The 18952-nt window shown below is 69.2% G+C and carries 16 protein-coding genes; 4 read left to right on the top strand and 12 right to left on the bottom strand.

What is annotated here, in order from left to right:
* The first annotated feature begins 304 nt into the window (after positions 1–304).
* Positions 305–934: a TetR/AcrR family transcriptional regulator gene (locus tag NHL51_RS01960; RefSeq protein ID WP_434141421.1), complete on the top strand. Its 630-nt coding sequence runs from the start codon at positions 305–307 to the stop codon at positions 932–934.
* 50 nt (positions 935–984) lie between these two features.
* Here the strand turns inward: NHL51_RS01960 and NHL51_RS01955 are convergent, their stop codons facing one another.
* From NHL51_RS01955 to NHL51_RS01945, 3 genes are all read right to left on the bottom strand, one after another.
* The gene (locus tag NHL51_RS01955) at positions 985–2571 is read right to left on the bottom strand and encodes a CoF synthetase (RefSeq protein WP_434141419.1); all 1587 of its coding nucleotides are present in this window, start codon (positions 2569–2571) and stop codon (positions 985–987) included.
* Positions 2568–3701 (bottom strand): hypothetical protein, encoded by a 1134-nt coding sequence (locus NHL51_RS01950; RefSeq protein WP_434141417.1) that lies wholly within the window; start codon positions 3699–3701, stop codon positions 2568–2570. The genes NHL51_RS01955 and NHL51_RS01950 overlap by 4 nt, the downstream gene beginning before the upstream one ends.
* Before the next feature lie 99 nt (positions 3702–3800).
* Positions 3801–6398: an ATP-dependent helicase gene (locus NHL51_RS01945; protein WP_434141415.1), complete on the bottom strand. Its 2598-nt coding sequence runs from the start codon at positions 6396–6398 to the stop codon at positions 3801–3803.
* Positions 6399–6509: 111 nt separating this feature from the next.
* Here NHL51_RS01945 and NHL51_RS01940 point away from each other — a divergent pair, with 111 nt between their 5' ends.
* A complete protein-coding gene (locus NHL51_RS01940; RefSeq protein ID WP_434141413.1) occupies positions 6510–7493 on the top strand; it encodes an asparaginase domain-containing protein in 984 nt (327 codons plus the stop codon).
* A 6-nt stretch (positions 7494–7499) separates the two neighbouring features.
* Here the strand turns inward: NHL51_RS01940 and NHL51_RS01935 are convergent, their stop codons facing one another.
* The gene (locus NHL51_RS01935) at positions 7500–8510 is read right to left on the bottom strand and encodes a glycerophosphodiester phosphodiesterase family protein (RefSeq protein WP_434141411.1); all 1011 of its coding nucleotides are present in this window, start codon (positions 8508–8510) and stop codon (positions 7500–7502) included.
* Between the two features lie 149 nt (positions 8511–8659).
* Between NHL51_RS01935 and NHL51_RS01930 the strand changes: the two genes are divergently transcribed.
* Entirely contained in the window at positions 8660–9496 is an 837-nt protein-coding gene (locus tag NHL51_RS01930) for a Bax inhibitor-1/YccA family protein (RefSeq protein WP_434141409.1), read from the top strand.
* A gap of 214 nt (positions 9497–9710) precedes the next feature.
* Here NHL51_RS01930 and NHL51_RS01925 read toward each other — a convergent pair whose 3' ends face one another.
* The 8 genes from NHL51_RS01925 to groES all read right to left on the bottom strand — a co-directional run bounded on the left by NHL51_RS01925 (position 9711) and on the right by groES (position 18233).
* Complete coding sequence (locus tag NHL51_RS01925; protein ID WP_434141407.1) at positions 9711–10691, bottom strand: NYN domain-containing protein; 981 nt, start codon at positions 10689–10691, stop codon at positions 9711–9713.
* A gap of 310 nt (positions 10692–11001) precedes the next feature.
* Positions 11002–12594 carry a glutamine-hydrolyzing GMP synthase gene (guaA, locus tag NHL51_RS01920; RefSeq protein ID WP_434141405.1) on the bottom strand — a complete coding sequence of 531 codons (1593 nt, stop codon included), beginning with the start codon at positions 12592–12594 and terminating at the stop codon, positions 11002–11004.
* Positions 12595–12660: 66 nt separating this feature from the next.
* On the bottom strand, positions 12661–13110 hold the full coding sequence (locus NHL51_RS01915) for a DUF3817 domain-containing protein (protein ID WP_434141403.1): 450 nt from the start codon (positions 13108–13110) through the stop codon (positions 12661–12663).
* Between the two features lie 10 nt (positions 13111–13120).
* On the bottom strand, positions 13121–14029 hold the full coding sequence (locus tag NHL51_RS01910; protein WP_434141401.1) for an SURF1 family cytochrome oxidase biogenesis protein: 909 nt from the start codon (positions 14027–14029) through the stop codon (positions 13121–13123).
* Between the two features lie 2 nt (positions 14030–14031).
* A complete protein-coding gene (locus tag NHL51_RS01905; RefSeq protein WP_434141399.1) occupies positions 14032–15153 on the bottom strand; it encodes a GuaB3 family IMP dehydrogenase-related protein in 1122 nt (373 codons plus the stop codon).
* 89 nt (positions 15154–15242) lie between these two features.
* Entirely contained in the window at positions 15243–16745 is a 1503-nt protein-coding gene (gene guaB, locus NHL51_RS01900; protein WP_434141397.1) for an IMP dehydrogenase, read from the bottom strand.
* Between the two features lie 132 nt (positions 16746–16877).
* Positions 16878–17777: an EamA family transporter RarD gene (gene rarD, locus NHL51_RS01895; protein ID WP_434141395.1), complete on the bottom strand. Its 900-nt coding sequence runs from the start codon at positions 17775–17777 to the stop codon at positions 16878–16880.
* A 159-nt stretch (positions 17778–17936) separates the two neighbouring features.
* Positions 17937–18233, bottom strand: a complete 297-nt coding sequence (gene groES, locus NHL51_RS01890) for a co-chaperone GroES (protein WP_434141393.1) — start codon at positions 18231–18233, stop codon at positions 17937–17939.
* Positions 18234–18487: 254 nt separating this feature from the next.
* Here groES and NHL51_RS01885 point away from each other — a divergent pair, with 254 nt between their 5' ends.
* Positions 18488–18943 (top strand): DUF4190 domain-containing protein, encoded by a 456-nt coding sequence (locus tag NHL51_RS01885; protein ID WP_434141391.1) that lies wholly within the window; start codon positions 18488–18490, stop codon positions 18941–18943.
* Positions 18944–18952 lie beyond the last annotated feature (9 nt).

Genomic DNA, 18952 nt, shown 5'->3' with positions numbered 1-18952 from the left:
AGTCGGGGGTGATCCGAGGCTGAAAATGTCTCGATGTCGAGATAAGTCGACCAATGGCCAAGTGTACCACCGCCTGGCAGAGCCCGGATCTGAGTCCGCTCAGGGGCCCGCGCAGAGCGCGGAGCCGGTACAGCGGCCGCCCTCACCCGGCGCAGACGAGAGGCACGAGTGCCAGCCTGCGCACGCATGCCCGATCCTGCACGGCTTCACAGGCCGGCTGGATACACTCGCTGATCGACTGCCGGGGCCGGTGCGCGTTCGACGCGGGCCCCGCCTGCCCAGGCACGAGGAAGGGAACGCTCACGTGAACAACGCTGCATCTCCGAAGCCCGAGGGCCTGCGCGCCCGCAAGCGCCGCGCGACGGAGAATGCGATCGAGAGCTCCGCGGTGCGCCTCGCGCTCGAGCTCGGCGTCGACAACGTCACCGTCGAGGCGATCTGCGAGAAGGCCGACATCTCGCGCAGCACCTTCTTCAACTACTTCTCGGCGCGCGACTACGCGATCGTCGGCCGTGCCATCACGCTGCCCGAGGGCTCCGAAGCGTTCGCCGTGCTCGACTCCTCCCCCGACAATCTGCCGCTCGGCGTCTTCCGACTGCTGTTCGCCGCGATCGGTCACGCGAACGTCAACGCCGAGGTCGCGCGCCTGCGCTCCCGACTGCTGGCCGAGCAGCCTCAGGCGCTGCACCTCACCATCTCGTCGCTGCTCGAGTCGTCGTACCACCTCAGCCTGGTCACGACCGCCTGGCTGAACGCCCACCCCGAGCACGCCAAGCTCGATTCGCCCGAGACCGAGGCGACCCTCGCCGTGACTCTCGTGCACGGCATGGTCGCCGCATACATGCCGATCTGGGCGAGCCGCGACGGCGACACCATCGCCGAGGAGGGCGACCTGCTGCAGGCCCTCGCGAACTACCGCACCGTGCTCGGCTGAGGCGCCAGTCTCCAGACCTCTCGCCGAGCCGCCGTTTCCCGGCTTCCGCGCTATTTGCCGAGCTGCTGCTCGGCGACGATCTCGAGGTCGAGCCCTTCCGCGGCCGCCTCATCGGCGTCGAGGTGGGCGACGTACACGTTCTTCAGTTTCGCGCCATCGCCCTCGAACGGACCTCGGCGGAAGGCGTAGAACGCGAGCGTCGGCAGCATCGCCTCGTCGGAGGTGAGGATCGCGTTGTGGAAGTCGCCGTTCGCGCGACGCAGCTGCGCGAAGATCTCGGCCGCGAGGGCACGGGCATCGAGCGAGGCGGCGTCGGCGCCGTCGACGAGCTGGATGGCGAGGTGCAGCTGGCGGTTGCCGTGCGCGTCCTCGAACGATATGAGGCGATGGTTCTCGACGATGCCGAGCAGCAGCTCGTGCGCGTTCACGACATCGCGCAGCGAGTCGGGCCCGATGACGGCGCCGTTGAAGTCGACCGAGAGGTCGCTGCGGCCGTAGTGGAAGAGCAACGGCAGGTCGAGCAGCTTCGACTGCATCACGCCTTGCATCCCGAGCTCGCGCAGCACCGGCTCGAGCTCGGCGACGCGCAGCACATGCCCGCGGTCGTGGATGTTGTACCTGACGCGCGGGTTGAGGTTCTCGGCGCGGAGGATGGTCACGAGCAGTTCGCCGCGATCGTTCGTCTCGATGCGGTAATTGAACGGGTTGAACTGGAAGACCATGGGCAGCACGCCGTACTCGGCGCGCTTGCTGATGCGCTTCGCGAGCTCCGGGTTCGCTGCGATCGCCCGCCGCACCTCGACTGTGAAGTCGGTCTCGAGGGCGAGGTTGATCTCGAGGTCGCTCGCTCCGTAGCTGCCGTAGGCGGAGTGCGCCACTTCGAGGATGCGGTCGCGCATGCTCTCGCTGATGCCTTCGCCGCCGAATGCCGCGACGATGTCGTACTGCGACCAGTCGAGACGGGTGTCGTCGAAGAGCGATTTCAAGAACGGCGGGTAGCTCAGGATCACGTAGGTGTAGCGCGGCCCGAACTCCTGGATGGTCTGGATGATCTTGTTCTTGTCGGGGCCGATCGATTTGATCATGCTGACGTCGGTGAGGGAGGTCGTCACGTTCATGCCGGTCGCCCACGCGCCCAGCGAGAAGGCGTTGAGCACGAACGGCGGGTACTTGAGCGCGCTCGCGGTGTTCGAGTAGCCGAGCTGCAGGATCTGGCGCGTGGCCTGGCGCTCGCGCGGCCCGCGGATCCAGCTCGTCGGCGTGCCCGAGCTGCCGCTCGATTCGTCGACGATGACGCCGCGGCGCGGAATGCGGCCGCCCTGGCAGCGCTCGGGGATCGACCAGCGCTTCACATACGAATCCTTGTCCATCTCGGGGATGGTCTTCAGAGCCGCCTCGAGCCCGGCGCTCGTGTCGAGCTTGCGCGGGAAGCCGCGCTCGGCGAGGAACTCGCGGTAGGCCGGCACCCGGCGCGCGGTCTGCTCGAAGGTGCGCCAGGCGCGGAGTCGGCCGAGCTTCCATCGCAGCGGCTCGATGCCCGGGGCGAGCAGGATGCGGTGCGTGCCGACGCGCGGCATGAGCAGCCGCACCGCTTGCTCGAGCAGTGCGAGAAATCCGAATGCGATCAGGCGTTTCATGCTGTCTCCTCTGCGCCCGCGGGGCCGCGGCCCGGGTCTGGTTCTGAGTCGTGGCCCGGGTCTGGGGCGATATCGGCGGTGGTCTCCTCTGCGGCCTCCAGCAGCATCGCTGCGGCGCTGCGGCGGTGCGCGAGCGGCGGGTACGCGCTGTATCCGAAGCGGAACAGCATCCAGGCCATGCGCCCGCTTCCCTCGCGCGTGCCGACGGCTTCGGCGAACAGTTCGTGCGAGCGCGGGTTCGTGATCACCGTGCCGAAGGGGTGCAGTACGACGCCGTGCCGGTGCAGTTCGAGCCAGAGGCGCATGAAAGTGCGCCCCGCCTCGAGGTAGTCGCCCGGTCCGTCGAACGGCCCCTCGAGCCATCCGAGCTGGTGCACGCCGCGCATCGTGTTCAGGTAGACGGCCCTGATCGCATCGCCGACGACGGGCGCCCGCCACAGGGATCGATGCCCCATCGCGTATTTCAGTACGCCCCCGGGCATCAGCATCGCCTCCGCTGAGAGCCCGTCCGCCTTCTCGCCCGCCTCCGCCTTCGAGAACCGCAGCCACGTCATGATCTCGTCGTAGACGGCGTCGTTCTCGAGGTCGTCGAACAGCGTCGCCTGGTTGACGTGCACGATGCGCTTCACGAGCGCGCGATCGTTCGTGAAGCGGAAGTCGTAGCCGGCGCCCGCCGCCAGCGCGACGGCGGCGTCGAGCACCTCGGCCGGCACACTGCGGCGCGTGTACGGCCGGCGGGAGGTGCGCCGGGTGCGCAGCCGTTCGAGTTCGATGCCGGCCTGCACGCGCTCGTCGGCGTCGAGGTCGAGCGGTGCGAGCGTCACATCGGCGAAGCGGTGCAATCGATCGGCGCTGTCGAAATCCATCTCTTCGAGGTGCAGCCGTTCGACGACTCCGTAGCCCGCGGCTCTCGCGACGACCCGCAGGGTTTCGAGGAAGACGCCCGCGCAGACGTGGGCGAACGGGATGCCGAACGATTCGGCGGGGAGCCCGAGGTCGAGATCGTAGTACGCCGTCGCGGTGAGCCGGCCGGTCGGCCGCAGTTTGATCGGCTGCGAGTTGTGCGGGCTCGGGTAGCGCCTCGCATCCTCCACGATGGCCGGCCACGGATTCGACGATGAATCGTTCATGGTCATGAGCCTACGGGGTGCCGTTCGCCGCTGCGGGAATACCCGGGCAGCGGGTCGCGCACGATTGTTCGCCCCGCCCGGTTCGACGCATCGGCCCGCTCAGCCCTCGGTCTTCGCGATCGGGGCGAGCTTCACGAGCAGCTTCCGCTCCCCCACCGAGTCGAACACGACGTGGGCGACGCGCTTCGAACCGGTGCCGGTGATCGCCGAGACGCGGCCGCCGCCGTAGTCGTCGTGCGTGATGCGATCTCCCGGAGAGAGTTCGAGCTCGCCGTTGTCGCGGGTCGCCCCGCCGATGAGGTTCGGGAAGCCGCCGCCCGCGGCCTGCGCCTCCTTCGCGAGGCGCTTGCGCTCGCGCCATTTGTCGAGCGCCGATTGCATATTGCCGCTCGCGGGCTCGCTCACCGCAGCCGCCCCCGAGGCGTTCCCGCCGAAGGAGACCGCGGAGTCGGTGCGCGCGCGGAAGCGGCCGCCGGCGCCGGCCGCCGCGCCGCCGCGGGGTGCGTTGAGCGCGCGCGATTCGGTGCCGCCGCGGCCGGTGACCTCGCCCGGGGACTGCCGCCAGTCGATGAGTCCCTCGGGGATCTCCTGCAGGAACCGGGAGGGCATCGCCGCGGAGATGTCGCCGAACGTCGCGCGCGTCGAGGCGAGCGTGAGGTACAGGCGCTCGCGGGCGCGGGTGATGCCGACGTACATGAGACGGCGCTCTTCGCTGATGCCGCCGATCTCGTCGACCGACATCTGATGCGGCAGCAGCCCCTCTTCGACACCCGTGATGAAGACGGCCTTGAACTCGAGACCCTTCGCGGTGTGCATGGTCATGAGCGAGACGGTGCCGCTCGTGTCGTCGAGGTCGTCGGCGGCGGCCACGAGGCTGACCTCGGTGAGGAAGGCGATGAGGCCGGCTCCGGGCTGCTTCGCGTCGAACTCGCGGGCGACCGCGATGAGCTCTTCGAGGTTCTCGGCGCGCGCGTCGTCCTGCGGGTCGCGCTTCGCCCGCAGCCTCTCGATCATCTCGGTCTCGTCGAGCAGCAGTTTCAGCAGATCGCCGACGGGGGCGGGCGCCTTCTCTGCGCCGTCGGCGGCATCGGGAGCGGTCGACGAGACGTCGGTCGCGCCCCCGCCGGCCGCCATGCGCGCGGCGCGCGACAGCAGCGAGCCGAGCTCCCGCACCGTCGTCTTCAGCTTCGGGCCGAGCGCCGCCACTTCGTCGGCGCGCAGCATGGCGTCGACGAACGAGATGCCCTGCGCCTCCTGGAAGTTCGCGAGGTGGGCCTCGGCCATGGGGCCGATGCCGCGCTTCGGCGCACCGAGCAGCCGCGACCAGGCGATCGGGTCGTACGGGTTCGCGATGCTCGTCAGGTACGCCATGGCGTCCTTGATCTCGGCGCGCTCGTAGAACTTCGTGCCGCCGAGCACGCGGTACGGCACTGCCGAGCGGATCAGCAGCTCCTCGAGCGCGCGCGTCTGCGAGTTGGTGCGGTAGAACACGGCCATATCGCTGTAGGCGATGCCCTCGCGGCGCAGGTCTTCGATCTCCTCGGCGACGAAGCGCGCCTCGTCGTGCTGCGAGTATCCGGTGAAGCCGACGATCTTCGCCCCGTGCCCTGAAGTCGTGAAGAGGTTCTTCTCCTGGCGGTCGAAGTTATTGCCGATCACGGCGTTCGCGGCCGACAGGATGTTCTGCGTCGAACGGTAGTTCTGCTCGAGCTTCACGACCTCGGCCCCCGAGAAGTCGCGCTCGAACTCGACGATGTTGCGGATGTCGGCGCCGCGGAACGCGTAGATCGACTGGTCGGAGTCGCCGACGACGGTGAGCGAAGCGCCCGGGATGCGCCCGGCGGCATCGAGTTCGCGGCCCCGCACCGGCGGCACGAGCCGCTCGACCTGCTCGGGCTCGACCGGCCGCGTGAGCTCGCGGATCAAGGAGTACTGCGCGTGATTCGTGTCCTGGTACTCGTCGACGAGGATATGGCGGAAGCGCCGCTGGTAGATCGCCGCGACGTCGGGGTGCGAGCGGAACAGCTGCACCGTCTGCCCGATGAGGTCGTCGAAGTCGAAGGCGTTCGCGCGCTTCAGCTCCTGCTGGTACATCGCGAAGATCTCGACGAAGAGCCGGTCGCGCGGGTCGGTCTCGTTCATGGTCGCGCGGTAGTCGTCGACGTCGGTGAGCTCGTTCTTGAGCTTCGAGATCTTCGACCCCGAGTTCGCGGGGGTGAATCCGTAGCTGTCGGCGTCGAGCTCCTTGATGATGCGCTTGAGCAGCGCCCGCGAATCCGCCGAGTCGTAGATCGTGAACCCCGACACGTAGCCGAAGCGCTCGGACTCCCGTCGCAGGATGCGCACGCAGGCCGAGTGGAACGTCGACACCCACATGCCCTCGACGCCCGAGCCGAGCAGCCCCTCGAGGCGCTCGCGCATCTCGGCGGCGGCCTTGTTGGTGAAGGTGATCGCGAGGATCTGGCTCGGCCAGGCCTCGCGCCCCTGGATGAGCTGCGCGATGCGGTGCGTGAGCACGCGCGTCTTGCCCGATCCCGCGCCCGCCACGATCAGCAGCGCCGGCCCTCGGGCGGTCACCGCGCGCTCCTGAGCCGGGTTCAGCCCGTCGAGCAGCGGGTCGGCACCGGCGTCTGCGGGCGCGCCGAAGCCGTCGCCGATCGGAATGCCGGAGGGGTCGAGAAGTTCGAAGTCGCTCATCGTCCACAAGTCTAGGCCGGGCCGCCGACAACGCGGTCCGACGGCCGCACGGTCGCCGCACGGTCGCCGCACGGTCGCCGCACGGTCGCCGCATCCGCGAGAATAGTGGGCATGGCAGGAGTTCTCGTCTTCGCGACCGGCGGCACCATCGGCATGCACGAAACGGATCGCGGGCTCGCCCCCGACCCCGATTTCCCGGACATCCTCGAGGAGATCGTCGCGAGCATCTGCGGGCCGATGGGCGTCGAGCACCGCGTGAACCAGCTGCTGCCCGCCATCGACAGCGCGAACGCCGAGGCCGACACCGCGCCCCGCATCGCCCGCGCGGTGCGCGCCCGCGTGCGCACGCAGCGGCCCCGCGGCGTCGTCATCACCCACGGCACCGACACGCTCGCGTACAGCGCGGCGCGCTTCGCCTTCGACCTGGCCGACCTCGGGGCGCCCGTCATCGTCACCGGCAGCCAGCTCGCCCACGGCGCCATCGGCACCGACGCCTTCGACAACCTCTCGCTCGCGCTGCGCACCGCGGTCCGGGCCTCGAGCGCCGCCCCCGTATCGATCGCGTTCGGCGGCGCCCTGCTGCCCGCCGTGCGCGCGACCAAGCACGACAGCAGCGCGTTCCAGGCCTTCCGCGCCGAACGGGCGCTCGCGCAGGGGGCGGCGGGTGTCCCCGTCGCGCACGGCAGCCCGCGCGCGACCTCGGCGCGCGTGCTCGGCTTCCGCTTCACCCCCGCCGTTACCGCTGCCGATCTCCGCGCGGCGGTCGGCGGGGCGCCCGACGGGCTCGTGCTCGAGTGCTACGGCAGCGGCACCGCGCCGATGGCGCGCCCCGGCATGCTCGGCGCCCTGCGCGAGGTGTGCAGCCGCATCCCGGTCGTCGCGATCACGCAGAGCGCGAACGGCGGCGTCGACCTCGACCGGTACGCCGTCGGCCGCGAACTCGCGGCGACCGGCACGATCGACGGCTCCGACCTCACCGTCGAGGCCGCGATCGCGAAGCTCGGCTTCCTGCTCGACCGCGGCTGCGACTCCGCCGAGATCCGCACGCTCATGCAGACGAACCTCGTCGGCGAGTGCGTCGGCGCAGCACGCTAGGCGGTCTCAGCCCTCGCGCTTCTCCACCGCGGCGCGGCCCAGATCGGGGTGATCGACGAAGATGCCGTCGACGCCCGACCCGATGATCAGACCGAACTCGCCTTGCCAGTCGCCGTGGTGCGCGGGCGAGATCGGGCGCTGGAAGCGCAGGCTCAGGAAGAAGTTCTCGGGCCGCAGCGTCCACGTGTAGACGCGCAGCCCGCGCGCGTGCGCCCGCTTCACGAGCGTCGTCGGGCCGACCGCGATACCGACCGGGCCGAGCTTGATGAGGTTGCTCTTCGCGACGCTGATGCCGTCGACCCGGGTCGCGAGCAGATCGAGGCCCGCGTCGCTGCGATACCAGACGTAGCCGCGCGGGTGCGCATCGCCGACCGGTTCATCGGCCGGAGCGCCGCCGCGTTCGGTCAGGAACACGAGCTCGCCCTGCGCGCCCGCCTCGCGCAGCCGGTCGAGCACGCCGAGCTCGAACGACTCGAACACGACCCGATCGGGCCGCGCGTCCCAGCCCGCCCGTTCGAGGTCGGTGAGCAGCATTTCGCCGAGATCGTAGCCGCGGTCGAGGAAGAACTGGGCGTGCTTGATCTCGAGCACCACGCCGAACTCGCGGCCGTGCGCGGCGCTCTCATCATCGATGATGCGCAGCACATCCGCGAGCCGCAGAATCGGCTCATCGCCATCGAACTCCGTATTCGCGGGCCGCAGCTTCGCGAGGCGCTCGCGACAGCGCAGCGTGCGCAGCTCGGCCCAGTCGAAATCCTCGGTGAACCAGCCGGTGAGACTCTTACCGTCGACGACCTTCGTCGTGCGCCGATCGGCGAACTCCGGGTGCGCGGCGACATCGGTCGTGCCCGATATCTCGTTCTCGTGCCGCACGACGAGCACGCCGTCGCGGGTCGAGACGATGTCGGGCTCCACGAGATCGGCGCCGAGCTCGAAGGCCAGGCGGTACGCCGACTCGCTGTGCTCGGGGCGATAGCCTGAGGCACCGCGGTGGCCGATGACGAGAGGCGCTGGCATGCCAACAGTGTAGTGGCCGGGACTCAGCGGGGCGATCCCTGGAGCCCACCGGCATTCAGCCCGAAAACACAGGCGCGGCAGGGCCCGTATTCGATAGTCTGGGAGTACTCACATGACTTCGGCCCATACGCCAGGAAGGACTCCGACGCATGAGCAACCCCGCCCTGAGCCGCAACCCGGCACTCAACGGCAAGACGATGACCGCCGACGAGCTGCACCGCATCTACGACCAGCCGGCCGCCCAGCCGCAGCGCCCGGGCATCGACCAGCCCGCGACGGGCGCGGGTCTCGGCCCCGGCCAGCCGCCGGCGATCGCTCCCTCGGACCGCCCGATGACCTACGAGAACACCATCTCGAAGACGGCGCTGCTCTTCGTGATCGTGCTCGCGTTCGGCGCCGTCGGCTGGTGGCTCGTGAAGGCCGCCCCGCTCGTCATCTTCGCCGCCGCGATCGTCGGCCTCGTGCTCGGCCTCGTGAACTCGTTCAAGAAGCAGCCGAGCGTGCCGCTCATCGTCGCCTACGCTGCGGCGCAGGGCGTCTTCCTCGGCGGCATCTCGGGCATCTTCGAGGCCCAGTGGGCCGGCATCGTCTCGCAGGCGATCATCGGCACGCTGTCGGTGTTCGGCGTCACGCTGCTGCTCTTCCGCAGCGGCAAGGTGCGCACGAGCCCGCGCCTCAACAAGATCTTCCTCATCGCGCTCGTCGGCTACGGCGTGTTCTCGCTCATCAACTTCGTGCTGGTGATGTTCAACCTCACCGACAGCCCGTGGGGCATGCGCTCCGGCTGGCTCGGCGTCGCGATCGGCGTCTTCGCCGTACTGCTGGCCGCGTACTCGCTCGTGATGGACTTCGAGTTGATCCAGAACGGCGTCAAGAACCGCGTGCCCGAGAAGTGGGGCTGGTCGGCCGCATTCGGCCTCATGGTCACGCTGATCTGGCTCTACGTCGAGATCCTGCGCATCCTCGCGATCCTGCGCGGCGACTGAGCGCTCAGCGCGCGCTTTCGATGGGCTCGGCCGTTCTGCGGCCGGGCCCATCGTCGTCTGGGCCCGGGGCATCCCGTGCCGCGGCAGCGACCCTGCGCATGCACGATCTGGTGCACAATTCGTCACGGATACTGCACTATTTCCAGCATTCGCGGGGTCACAGGCGCACGGGCCGGCCGGGCCGACCAGGCCGACAGCGCCAGGGATCGCCGGGCTACGCCGACTGATCCCGGAGCCGCACGAGGCGCTCGTGCCCCGTCTCTTCGAGCTCGACCACCTCGGAGCGCGAGCGCAGGAAGTCGGAGAACGAGCGGAACCCCATCGCCTTCTCATTGAACGACGGGTCCATGCGGCGCATCTGCTGCTTCACCGCCGAGCTGTACAGCCAGCCCGAGTCGTCCTTGTCCTGGCTGAGCCAGAGTGCGCGGATGAGCAGGCCCGTCACCGACACCTCGGTATCGTCGTCGAACTCGTCGTCGACGTCGACGGCATCGACGTCATCGTCGGCGAGGCTCATGCCGGGCTCCTCCGGCTCCGCGGGCGCGGCCGGTGCCGACTGAGCGGCGGCGCCGGACCGGCCGCCGCGCCGCGACGACCGTGCAGGGACCGCCTTCGCCGGCGGCTCGGGCCGCTCGATGCCCGGCAGAGCATCGTACGAGGCGAACTCGTCGCACGCCGCCTGCAGGGCCTTCGCCGTCGACCCGGCCACGCCGATGCCCACGACGTAGCGCCCGAGGCGCTTGCAGCGCTGCGCCAACGGCACGTAGTCCGAATCGCCGGCGACGATCACGACGTGGGTGAGGTCGTCGAGCCGGAACATGTCCTCCACCGCATCGACCGCGAGACGGATGTCGGCGCCGTTCTTCGCATACGCAGCCGCAGGGAAGAGCTGCACCAGGTCGACCGCGCGCGCGACGAGCTGCGACCGGTACTCCGCGTTCATCGGCGCCGACCAGTCGGCATAGGCGCGCGTGAGCACCAGCGTGCCGAACGACGAGGCGTAGTCGATGATCGCGCCGACGTCGACGATGGCGGCCTTCAGACGCGCCGCCGTCTCGGGATCGTTCGGGTTCTCGGCGATGCGCTGGCGATCACGGCCGAACGAGTTGCGCCCGTGCACCCGGTCGTACCAGGAGAGCACGATGTTATCGAAGTCGAGGTAGACCGCGACACGGCCATTCTGAGTATCCGCCATCACCCCAGTGTGACAGGCCCGGCCGCGCAGGCGCGACACGAAACGGAAAAGCCCGGCCGAAGCCGGGCTTTTCCCCTGGCGCTGACGCGCCAACCGGAGTCGAGACGACCCCGGAGTGAGCGAGAAACGGCCAGAAATGGCCGTTCCACCTCTACGGCGCTGGCGCCCCGACCGAGGCCGAGACGGCCTCGGAATAGGCGAGAAACGCCCAGAAATGGGCGTTCCACACCCTGGCGCTGACGCGCCAACCGGGGTCGAGACGAACCCGGAGTGAGCGAGAAACGGCCAGAAATGGCCGTTTCCTGAACGCTCACTCCCACTCGATCGTTCCCGGCGGCTTCGAGGTGACGTCGAGCACGACGCGGTTCACCTCGGGCACCTGGTTCGTGATGCGGTTCGAGATCTTCGCGAGCACGTCGTAGGGCACCCGCGTCCAGTCCGCGGTCATCGCGTCCTCCGACGAGACCGGGCGCAGTACGATCGGGTGGCCGTAGGTACGGCCGTCGCCCTGCACGCCCACCGAGCGCACATCGGCGAGCAGCACGACCGGGCACTGCCAGATCGTCTGATCGAGCCCGGCGATGGTCAGCTCTTCGCGGGCGATCGCATCGGCCTCGCGCAGAACGTCGAGACGCTCACGGGTCACCTCGCCGACGATGCGGATGCCGAGGCCGGGGCCGGGGAACGGCTGGCGACCGACGATCGCCTCGGGGATGCCGAGCTCGCGGCCGATCGCCCGCACCTCATCCTTGAACAGGGCGCGCAGCGGCTCGATGAGTTCGAAGTCGAGGTCCTCGGGCAGCCCGCCCACGTTGTGGTGCGACTTGATGTTCGCGGTACCCGAGCCTCCGCCCGACTCCACGACGTCGGGGTACAGCGTGCCCTGCACGAGGAACTTGACCTTCTCGCCCGACGCCTTCGCCTCGGCGACGAGATCGAGCTGCACCTTCTCGAAGGCGCGGATGAACTCGCGGCCGATGATCTTGCGCTTCTGCTCGGGGTCGGTGACGCCCTCGAGGTGACCGAGGAAGATGTCGGCCGCGTCGACGGTGATGAGCTTCACGCCGGTCGAGGCGACGTAGTCGCGTTCGACCTGCTCGCGCTCGCCCTTGCGCAGCAGTCCGTGATCGACGAAGACCGCCGTGAGCTGGTCGCCGATGGCCTCGTGCACGAGCGCCGTCGAGACTGCCGAGTCGACGCCGCCCGACAGGGCCGAGATGACGCGGGCGTCGCCGACCTGCTCGCGGATGCGCTCGATCTGATCGGCGATCACGTTGCCCGCATTCCAGTCGGCGGGGATCTCGGCGATGCGGTGGAGGAAGTTCTCGAGCACGCGCTGGCCGTGCTCCGAGTGCTTCACCTCGGGGTGCCATTGCACGCCGTAGAGCCCCCGCTCCGGCGAACCGAATGCCGCGACCGGGGTGACGTCGGTCTTCGCGTAGACCTCGAAGCCCTCGGGAGCCTGCTGCACGGCATCGCCGTGGCTCATCCACACGCTCTGCGCCTCGGGCTGACCGCCGAGGAGGGCGCCGCCGTCGCCGAGCAGCTGAGCGTCGGTCGCGCCGTACTCGCTGTCACCGGTCTTCGCGACGGTGCCGCCGAGAGTGTGCGCCATGACCTGGAAGCCGTAGCAGATGCCGAGCATCGGTACGCCGAGGTCGAAGATAGCCGGGTCGAACTGGGGGGCGCCCTCGGCGTAGACCGAGGAGGGCCCGCCCGACATGACGATGCCGAGCGGCTGCTTCTCGGCGATCTCCGCCGCGGTGATCGTGTGGGGTACGAGCTCGGAGTACACGCCGGCCTCGCGCACTCGGCGTGCGATCAGCTGCGCGTACTGCGCCCCGAAATCCACCACGAGAACGGGACGGTGCCCGGATTCGGTCTGTTGTGCCTGCGTCGCCATAGTCTGTGCGGTCGGCCTTTCGGAATAACGCGGCATGAACCGCGGCGGGTGACGTATGGGAGAAGTTTACCGCGCCGCGGGCGCGGCCTCGCGCTCGGCGAGGAAGCCGTCGACCTCGCGCACGATGCGCGCTTCGAGGAAGAACGACATCAGCGGCACGACGCCGCCGAGCGCGATGAGGATGAAGCGCCAGAAGTTCCAGCGCATCGGGCTCCAGAGCAGGAAGTCGGAGACGAGGTAGATGACGTAGAACCAGCCGTGCGCGATCAGGATCGCGCGGAACAGATCGAAGCCCTGCGGAGCGAACTCGCTCTCGAGCCCCTCCTGCGCGATGGGCGTGAAATGCGCGAAGCCGTCGGGTGTGAAGAGGTAGAGCTGCACGCCGAAGGCGTACTTCATGACCATCACCGCGCAGAGCAGCAGGAGCATCACACCGGTCACCACCGAGGTGACCTTGTAGAAGCTCAACGCTTTGCGGATGCGAGGATAATCGGCGGGCTTGGGCTGCAGCTGCATGATCCCTATTCTATTCGGCGCTGTCTGATCGTTCAGCGAGTGCATTTCGCTCTGCAGCCGCAGCTTCTTCGGCGACGAGCAGTTTCATCTCGTGCTCCTTCTCCCAGGCGTCGCGCACGAGGCGGTACCAGAGGAAGACGGCGAAACCTGCGAAGACGACCCACTCGATGGCGTAGAAGACGTTCAGCCAGTTGACGGCCTCGGGCGCCTCGGGCGCGACCGAGTCGATCGGGTCGAGGGCGACCGATTCGATCAGCTGCGCGGTGTCGCCCTCGGGGTGCAGCACGAGGTACCCGGCGTACGCGCCGCTGTCGAAGCCGTTCCAGAGGTTCACGAGGTAGGCCGGCACCATCGATTTGATGAGCGACGGGTCCTCGCCGGCATCGGGCACCACCGGCCCCTCCGTCGGCATGAACCGCCCCTCGATCGCCAGCTCGGGCTCGAGCGCCCCGCCTGTGGCGAGTTCGTCGATCGCGCTTCGGGCCTGTGCGGCGCTGGGCGCCCACCCGATCGCGACCGCGAGGTGGCGCGTCTCGCCCGCCGCATCGGCCGGGGTGACGAGGTGCCCCACGACCCAGGCGCCGCGCTGCCCCGCGTTGTCTCGCGGGGCGACGACCTGCAGGTCGTCCGAGCGGATCGTGCCCGCGGTCGTGACGACGGCGCCGGCGGCCGCCTCGGTCACTGCGACCCCGGGCTCAGCGAGCTCTTCGAGGGGGCGCGGCGTCTCGTACTCGACGCTGTCGAAGGCGTCGGTGCGGATCGCGTTGTCGAGCTGCCACCGGCCGAGCCAGGCGAACCCCGCGGCGACCGCCAGCGCGAGTGCGAGCGCGGCGATCCACCGCGGCCGCGTCGCGACGCGCGCGATCGTGGGGTCGCCGAGGTACTCGGGCTTACGGGAAGCGGGCTCGGTACTCGTCACTGTCACCGTTCGGCGTAGACGATGCCGACGCGCTGGAACTCCTTCAGCTCGGAGTACCCGGTCGTCGCCATCGCGCGGCGCAGCGCGCCCACGAGGTTCGCATCGCCGTCTGCGGTGTGGGCCGGGCCGTTGATGACCTCGGCGAGCGGCGCCACCGGCGCGACCTGCAGGCGCTTGCCGCGCGGCAGATCCTCGTGGTGGGCCTCCTGGCCCCAGTGCCAGCCGCGCCCCGGAGCGTCAGACGCCTTGGCGAGCGCCGTGCCGAGCATGACGGCGTCGGCACCGCAGGCGATCGCCTTGATGAGGTCGCCGGAGCTGCCGAGACCGCCGTCGGCGATGACGTGCACGTAGCGGCCGCCCGACTCGTCGAGATAGTCGGAGCGCGCGCCCGCCACATCGGCGATCGCGCTGGCCATCGGTGCGCGGATGCCGAGCGTCGCGCGGGTCGTCGACGATGCGCCGCCGCCGAAACCGACGAGCACGCCCGCAGCGCCCGTGCGCATGAGGTGCAGCGCCGACTGGTAGGTCGCCGCCCCGCCGACGATGACGGGCACGTCGAGCTCGTAGATGAACTGCTTCAGGTTGAGCGGCTCGCGCCCCTCGACCGACACGTGCTCTGCAGAGACGGTGTTGCCGCGGATGACGAACAGATCGACGCCGGCGTTCACCACGGTCTCGGTGAACTGCGCGGTGCGGTGGGGCGAGAGCGCCCCGGCCACCGTGACGCCGGCTTCGCGGATCTCGCCGAGCCGCGCGGTGATGAGCTCGGCGCGGATCGGCGCGGCGTACATCTCGCGCATGCGCTTGACCGCGGCGACTTCATCGGTGATCGTCGAGAGCTCTTCGAGCAGCGCCTCGGGGTTCTCGTGCCGGGTCCACAGGCCTTCGAGGTTCAGCACGCCGAGACCGCCGAGACGGCCGAGCTCGATCGCCGTCGCGGGCGACATCACCGAATCCATCGGGGCGCCGAGCACCGGCAGCCCGAAATGGAACGCGTCGATCGACCAGGAGGTCGATACCAGCTCGGGGTCGCGGGTGCGACGGGTCGGCACGATGCCGATCTCATCGAAGGTGTACACGCGGCGGGCGCGTTTGCCCCGCCCGATCTCGATCTCGTTGCTCACCCTGCCAGTCTATCCGCTCGCTCCTGACAGACGGCGGAAGGGGGCGGAGCAGTTCAAGCCGCTCCGCCCCCTTCCGGGAAGTGCCGTATCTAGCGCCGGTAGTTGGGCGCCTCGACGACCATCTGCACGTCGTGGGGGTGCGATTCCTTGAGCCCGGCGGAGGTGATGCGCACGAACTCGCCGCGCTCCTTGAGCTCGTCGATGGAGCGCGAACCGACGTAGAACATCGACTGGCGCAACCCGCCGACCATCTGGTGCACCACCGTGCCGACCGAGCCGCGGTAGGCGACCTGGCCCTCGATGCCCTCGGCGATGAGCTTCTCATCGCTCGGCACGTCGGCCTGGAAGTAGCGATCCTTCGAGTATGAGGTGCGCTCGCCGCGCGTCTGGAGGGCGCCCAGCGACCCCATGCCGCGGTAGTTCTTGTACTGCTTGCCGCCGAGCAGCACGAGCTCGCCCGGGCTCTCGTCGGTGCCCGCGAGGAGCGACCCCATCATCACCGAGGATGCGCCGGCGACGAGGGCCTTCGCCACGTCGCCCGAGTACTGCAGACCGCCGTCGGCGATCACCGGAACGCCCGCCGGCGTCGCCGCCTTGGCCGCCTCGTAGACCGCGGTCACCTGCGGCACGCCGACGCCGGCGATGACGCGGGTGGTGCAGATCGAGCCGGGGCCGACGCCGACCTTGACCGCGTCGGCCCCGGCCTCGACGAGCGCCTTCGAACCGGCATAGGTCGCGACGTTGCCGCCGATGACGTCGACACGCGCGAATGCGGGGTCGGCCTTGATCTTCGCGATGATCTCGAGCACGCCGCGGCTGTCGCCGTTGGCGGTGTCGACGATGATGACGTCGACGCCCGCGTCGACGAGGGCGCCCGCGCGCTTCCACGCGTCACCGAAGAAGCCGACCGCGGCACCGACGAGCAGGCGCCCCGCATCGTCCTTCGCCGAGTTCGGGTACTCCTCCTCCTTGTCGAAGTCCTTGACCGTGATGAGACCGGTGAGCTTGCCCGCGTCATCGACGAGGGGCAGCTTCTCGATCTTGTGCTTGCTGAAGATCGCCGCGGCGTCGGCGCGCGAGATGCCGGTCGGCGCAGTGATGAGCGGCATGCGCGTCATAGCGTCCTCGACACGCACGTTCGCGCGATCCCTGGGGGCGATGAACCGCATGTCGCGGTTGGTGATGATGCCGAGCAGCGTGCCGTTCTGGTCGACGACGGGCAGACCCGATACGCGGTACTCGCCGCAGAGCGCGTCGACCTCGGCGACCGTCGCGTCGATCGTGGTGGTGACGGGGTTCGTGATCATGCCCGCTTCGCTGCGCTTGACCCGGTCGACCATCTCGGCCTGATCCTGGATCGACAGGTTGCGGTGCAGGATGCCCATGCCGCCCTGGCGCGCGAGCGCAACGGCCATGCGGGTCTCGGTCACGGTGTCCATCGCCGCCGAGATGAGCGGGATGCCGAGGCGGATGCGTTTGGTGAGCTGGGTCGACGTATCCGCCTCGCTCGGAATGACGTCCGTGTGCGCGGGGAGCAGCAGCACGTCATCATAAGTCAGACCGGTGAACGCGAAGGGGTCACGCTGTTCCATAAAACCTCATCTATGTTGTGGCTGGGCCTGGGGGCGCGGGGTCGACTGATGCGGGCGGCCGCCGTACCACTATTCAGTGTAAGGGATCGCGGCGGGTGCGGCCTCGGAACGGCTGCGCCTCGGGCGAACGCCCTATTCCCGGAAGACCGCGGCCTGCCGCCGCCCCGTTCTGACCATGTCGAACACGAGGATCGCGAGCGCGCACCAGACGCCGAGGAAGCCGGCCCAGCGCCCGAAGGTCATCTCCTCGTGCAGCACGAAGTAGCCGTAGAGGAAGTTGATGATCGGGGTGAGGAACTGGATGAAGCCGAGCGTCGACAGGGGCAGCCGCCTGGCGGCCTCGCCGAAGAGCACGAGCGGGATCGCGGTCATCACGCCGCTCAGCATCAGCAGCACCGTGATGCCGGTGCCGTGCGAGAGGCCGGTGAGCCCCGCGAAGACGCCGACCAGCACGAGCTGGACGACTGCGATCGGCGCGGAGGCGAGGGTCTCGATCATGAGGCCGGTGATGCCGTCGACCTCGCCCGTGCGTTTGCGCAGCAGCCCGTACATGCCGAACGAGAACGCGAGGCCGAGCGCGATCCAGGGGAACGAGCCGTAGGCGATCGCCGAGACGAGCACGCTCACCGCCGCGATCGCGACCGCGGTCCACTGCAGGCGGCTGAGGCGCTCCTTCAGGAAGATGACGCCGAGCACGATCGTGAAGAGCGGGTTGATGAAGTAGCCGAGCGCGGTCTCGATGACGTGGCCGGTGATGACGCCGATGATGAAGATCTGCCAGTTGGCGTAGAGCATGAGCGAAGACAGCGCGAACCAGCCGAACTGCTTCGGGGTGCGCAGGATCGCCCGGACGAGGCGCCATCTGCGCAGCACGGTCACCGCGACGATGCAGACGGCGAAGGTGGTGGCGACCCGCCACGGCACCACCTCGAGCGGGTTCACGACCGCGATGAGGGTGAAGTAGAAGGGGAAGGCGCCCCAGAAGGCGTACGCCCCGATGCCGAAGGCCAGGCCGGTGCGTGTGCTGCTCATCCGCACCAGTCTAGGGCGCGGGCGGGGATGGATCGCGCACCGGGAACGCTTCCGCGAACCCGCCTGCGAACGCGCAGGAGCCCGCCGGGATGATCCCGACGGGCTCCTGCTGATGCCCGGGCGCGGTGCGCGCCCTCAGGGCGAGTGCTCGGTGAGCGCTCAGCGCTCGATGACCGCGAGGATGTCGCGGCTCGAGAGCACGAGGTAGTCCTGGCCGCCGGCCTTGACCTCGGTGCCGCCGAACTTCGAGTAGATCACGATGTCGCCGACGGCAACGTCGACGGGGATGCGGGTGCCGCTGTCCGAGACGCGGCCGGGGCCGACTGCGACGACCTCGCCCTCCTGGGGCTTCTCCTTCGCACTGTCCGGGATCACGAGACCCGAAGCGGTGGTCTGCTCCGCCTCGACCTGCTTGATGACGATACGATCTTCGAGCGGCTTGATGGCTACCGACACGGTTGACCTCTTTCTGATGACAAGGTGACTCTCGCGCCCCACCACTTCGGTCGGGCTCTGCAGCAAAGTCTATGGCCGTCGCTGGCACTCTCGCAAGGTGAGTGCCAATGATTCGGCCGGGGATCGCGCTCAGCGAACGGCCGCCGCCGCCCTGCGGCCGCCCGCCTCGAGAACGGCGGCGCGAAACGGCGGTGTGGAATAATCGACGGCGACGCCTGAGCGCGCCTGCTCGGCCGACCGGAATCGAGGAAACCATGACGACCCCCGACACCCCGCAGCCCACGTCCGCACAGCCCACGGTCCCGCTGCCCGACATGCAGCTCCCCTCGGCGCAGTTCCCCGAGGCCGTCGTCGCGGGCTCGGAACCCGCCCCCTACGTCGCCCCGCTCCCCGCGCCGCCCGCCACCGCTCCTGCCGGCGCCACGACGCTCGCCGCGACCAATGCCTTCGCGCTCGTCTCCATCGTGCTCGCCTTCCTGTCGCCGATCGCCGCGATCGTCTTCGGGCACATGGCCCTCAGCCAGATCAAGCGCAACGGCGACGCCGGCCGCGGCCTCGCCCTCACCGGCACCATCATCGGCTACGCCTCGCTCGCCATGGTCGCGCTGTTCTTCATCTTCTACATCGGCTTCATCTTCATCATGCTCGGCACGATGGGCGCCGCCATCTCGGGCATGGAAGGCGCCTGGGACGATTCCTACGCATACTGACCCGCCCCG

This window comes from Leucobacter sp. gxy201 (genome assembly GCF_051043335.1).
Taxonomy (GTDB): domain Bacteria; phylum Actinomycetota; class Actinomycetes; order Actinomycetales; family Microbacteriaceae; genus Leucobacter.
Note: the sequence above shows the minus strand (reverse complement) of the source record. Positions and strands in the feature narration are given on the sequence as shown.

Excerpts from the sequence above, each read along its gene's own strand:
- NHL51_RS01955 (WP_434141419.1), bottom strand. The coding sequence starts at position 2,571 with ATGAAACGCCTGATCGCATTCGGATTTCTCGCACTGCTCGAGCAAGCG.
- NHL51_RS01950 (WP_434141417.1), bottom strand. The coding sequence starts at position 3,701 with ATGAACGATTCATCGTCGAATCCGTGGCCGGCCATCGTGGAGGATGCG.
- NHL51_RS01945 (WP_434141415.1), bottom strand. The coding sequence starts at position 6,398 with ATGAGCGACTTCGAACTTCTCGACCCCTCCGGCATTCCGATCGGCGAC.
- NHL51_RS01940 (WP_434141413.1), top strand. The coding sequence starts at position 6,510 with ATGGCAGGAGTTCTCGTCTTCGCGACCGGCGGCACCATCGGCATGCAC.
- NHL51_RS01935 (WP_434141411.1), bottom strand. The coding sequence starts at position 8,510 with ATGCCAGCGCCTCTCGTCATCGGCCACCGCGGTGCCTCAGGCTATCGC.
- NHL51_RS01930 (WP_434141409.1), top strand. The coding sequence starts at position 8,660 with ATGAGCAACCCCGCCCTGAGCCGCAACCCGGCACTCAACGGCAAGACG.
- NHL51_RS01925 (WP_434141407.1), bottom strand. The coding sequence starts at position 10,691 with ATGGCGGATACTCAGAATGGCCGTGTCGCGGTCTACCTCGACTTCGAT.
- guaA (WP_434141405.1), bottom strand. The coding sequence starts at position 12,594 with ATGGCGACGCAGGCACAACAGACCGAATCCGGGCACCGTCCCGTTCTC.
- NHL51_RS01915 (WP_434141403.1), bottom strand. The coding sequence starts at position 13,110 with ATGCAGCTGCAGCCCAAGCCCGCCGATTATCCTCGCATCCGCAAAGCG.
- guaB (WP_434141397.1), bottom strand. The coding sequence starts at position 16,745 with ATGGAACAGCGTGACCCCTTCGCGTTCACCGGTCTGACTTATGATGAC.
- rarD (WP_434141395.1), bottom strand. The coding sequence starts at position 17,777 with ATGAGCAGCACACGCACCGGCCTGGCCTTCGGCATCGGGGCGTACGCC.
- NHL51_RS01885 (WP_434141391.1), top strand. The coding sequence starts at position 18,488 with ATGACGACCCCCGACACCCCGCAGCCCACGTCCGCACAGCCCACGGTC.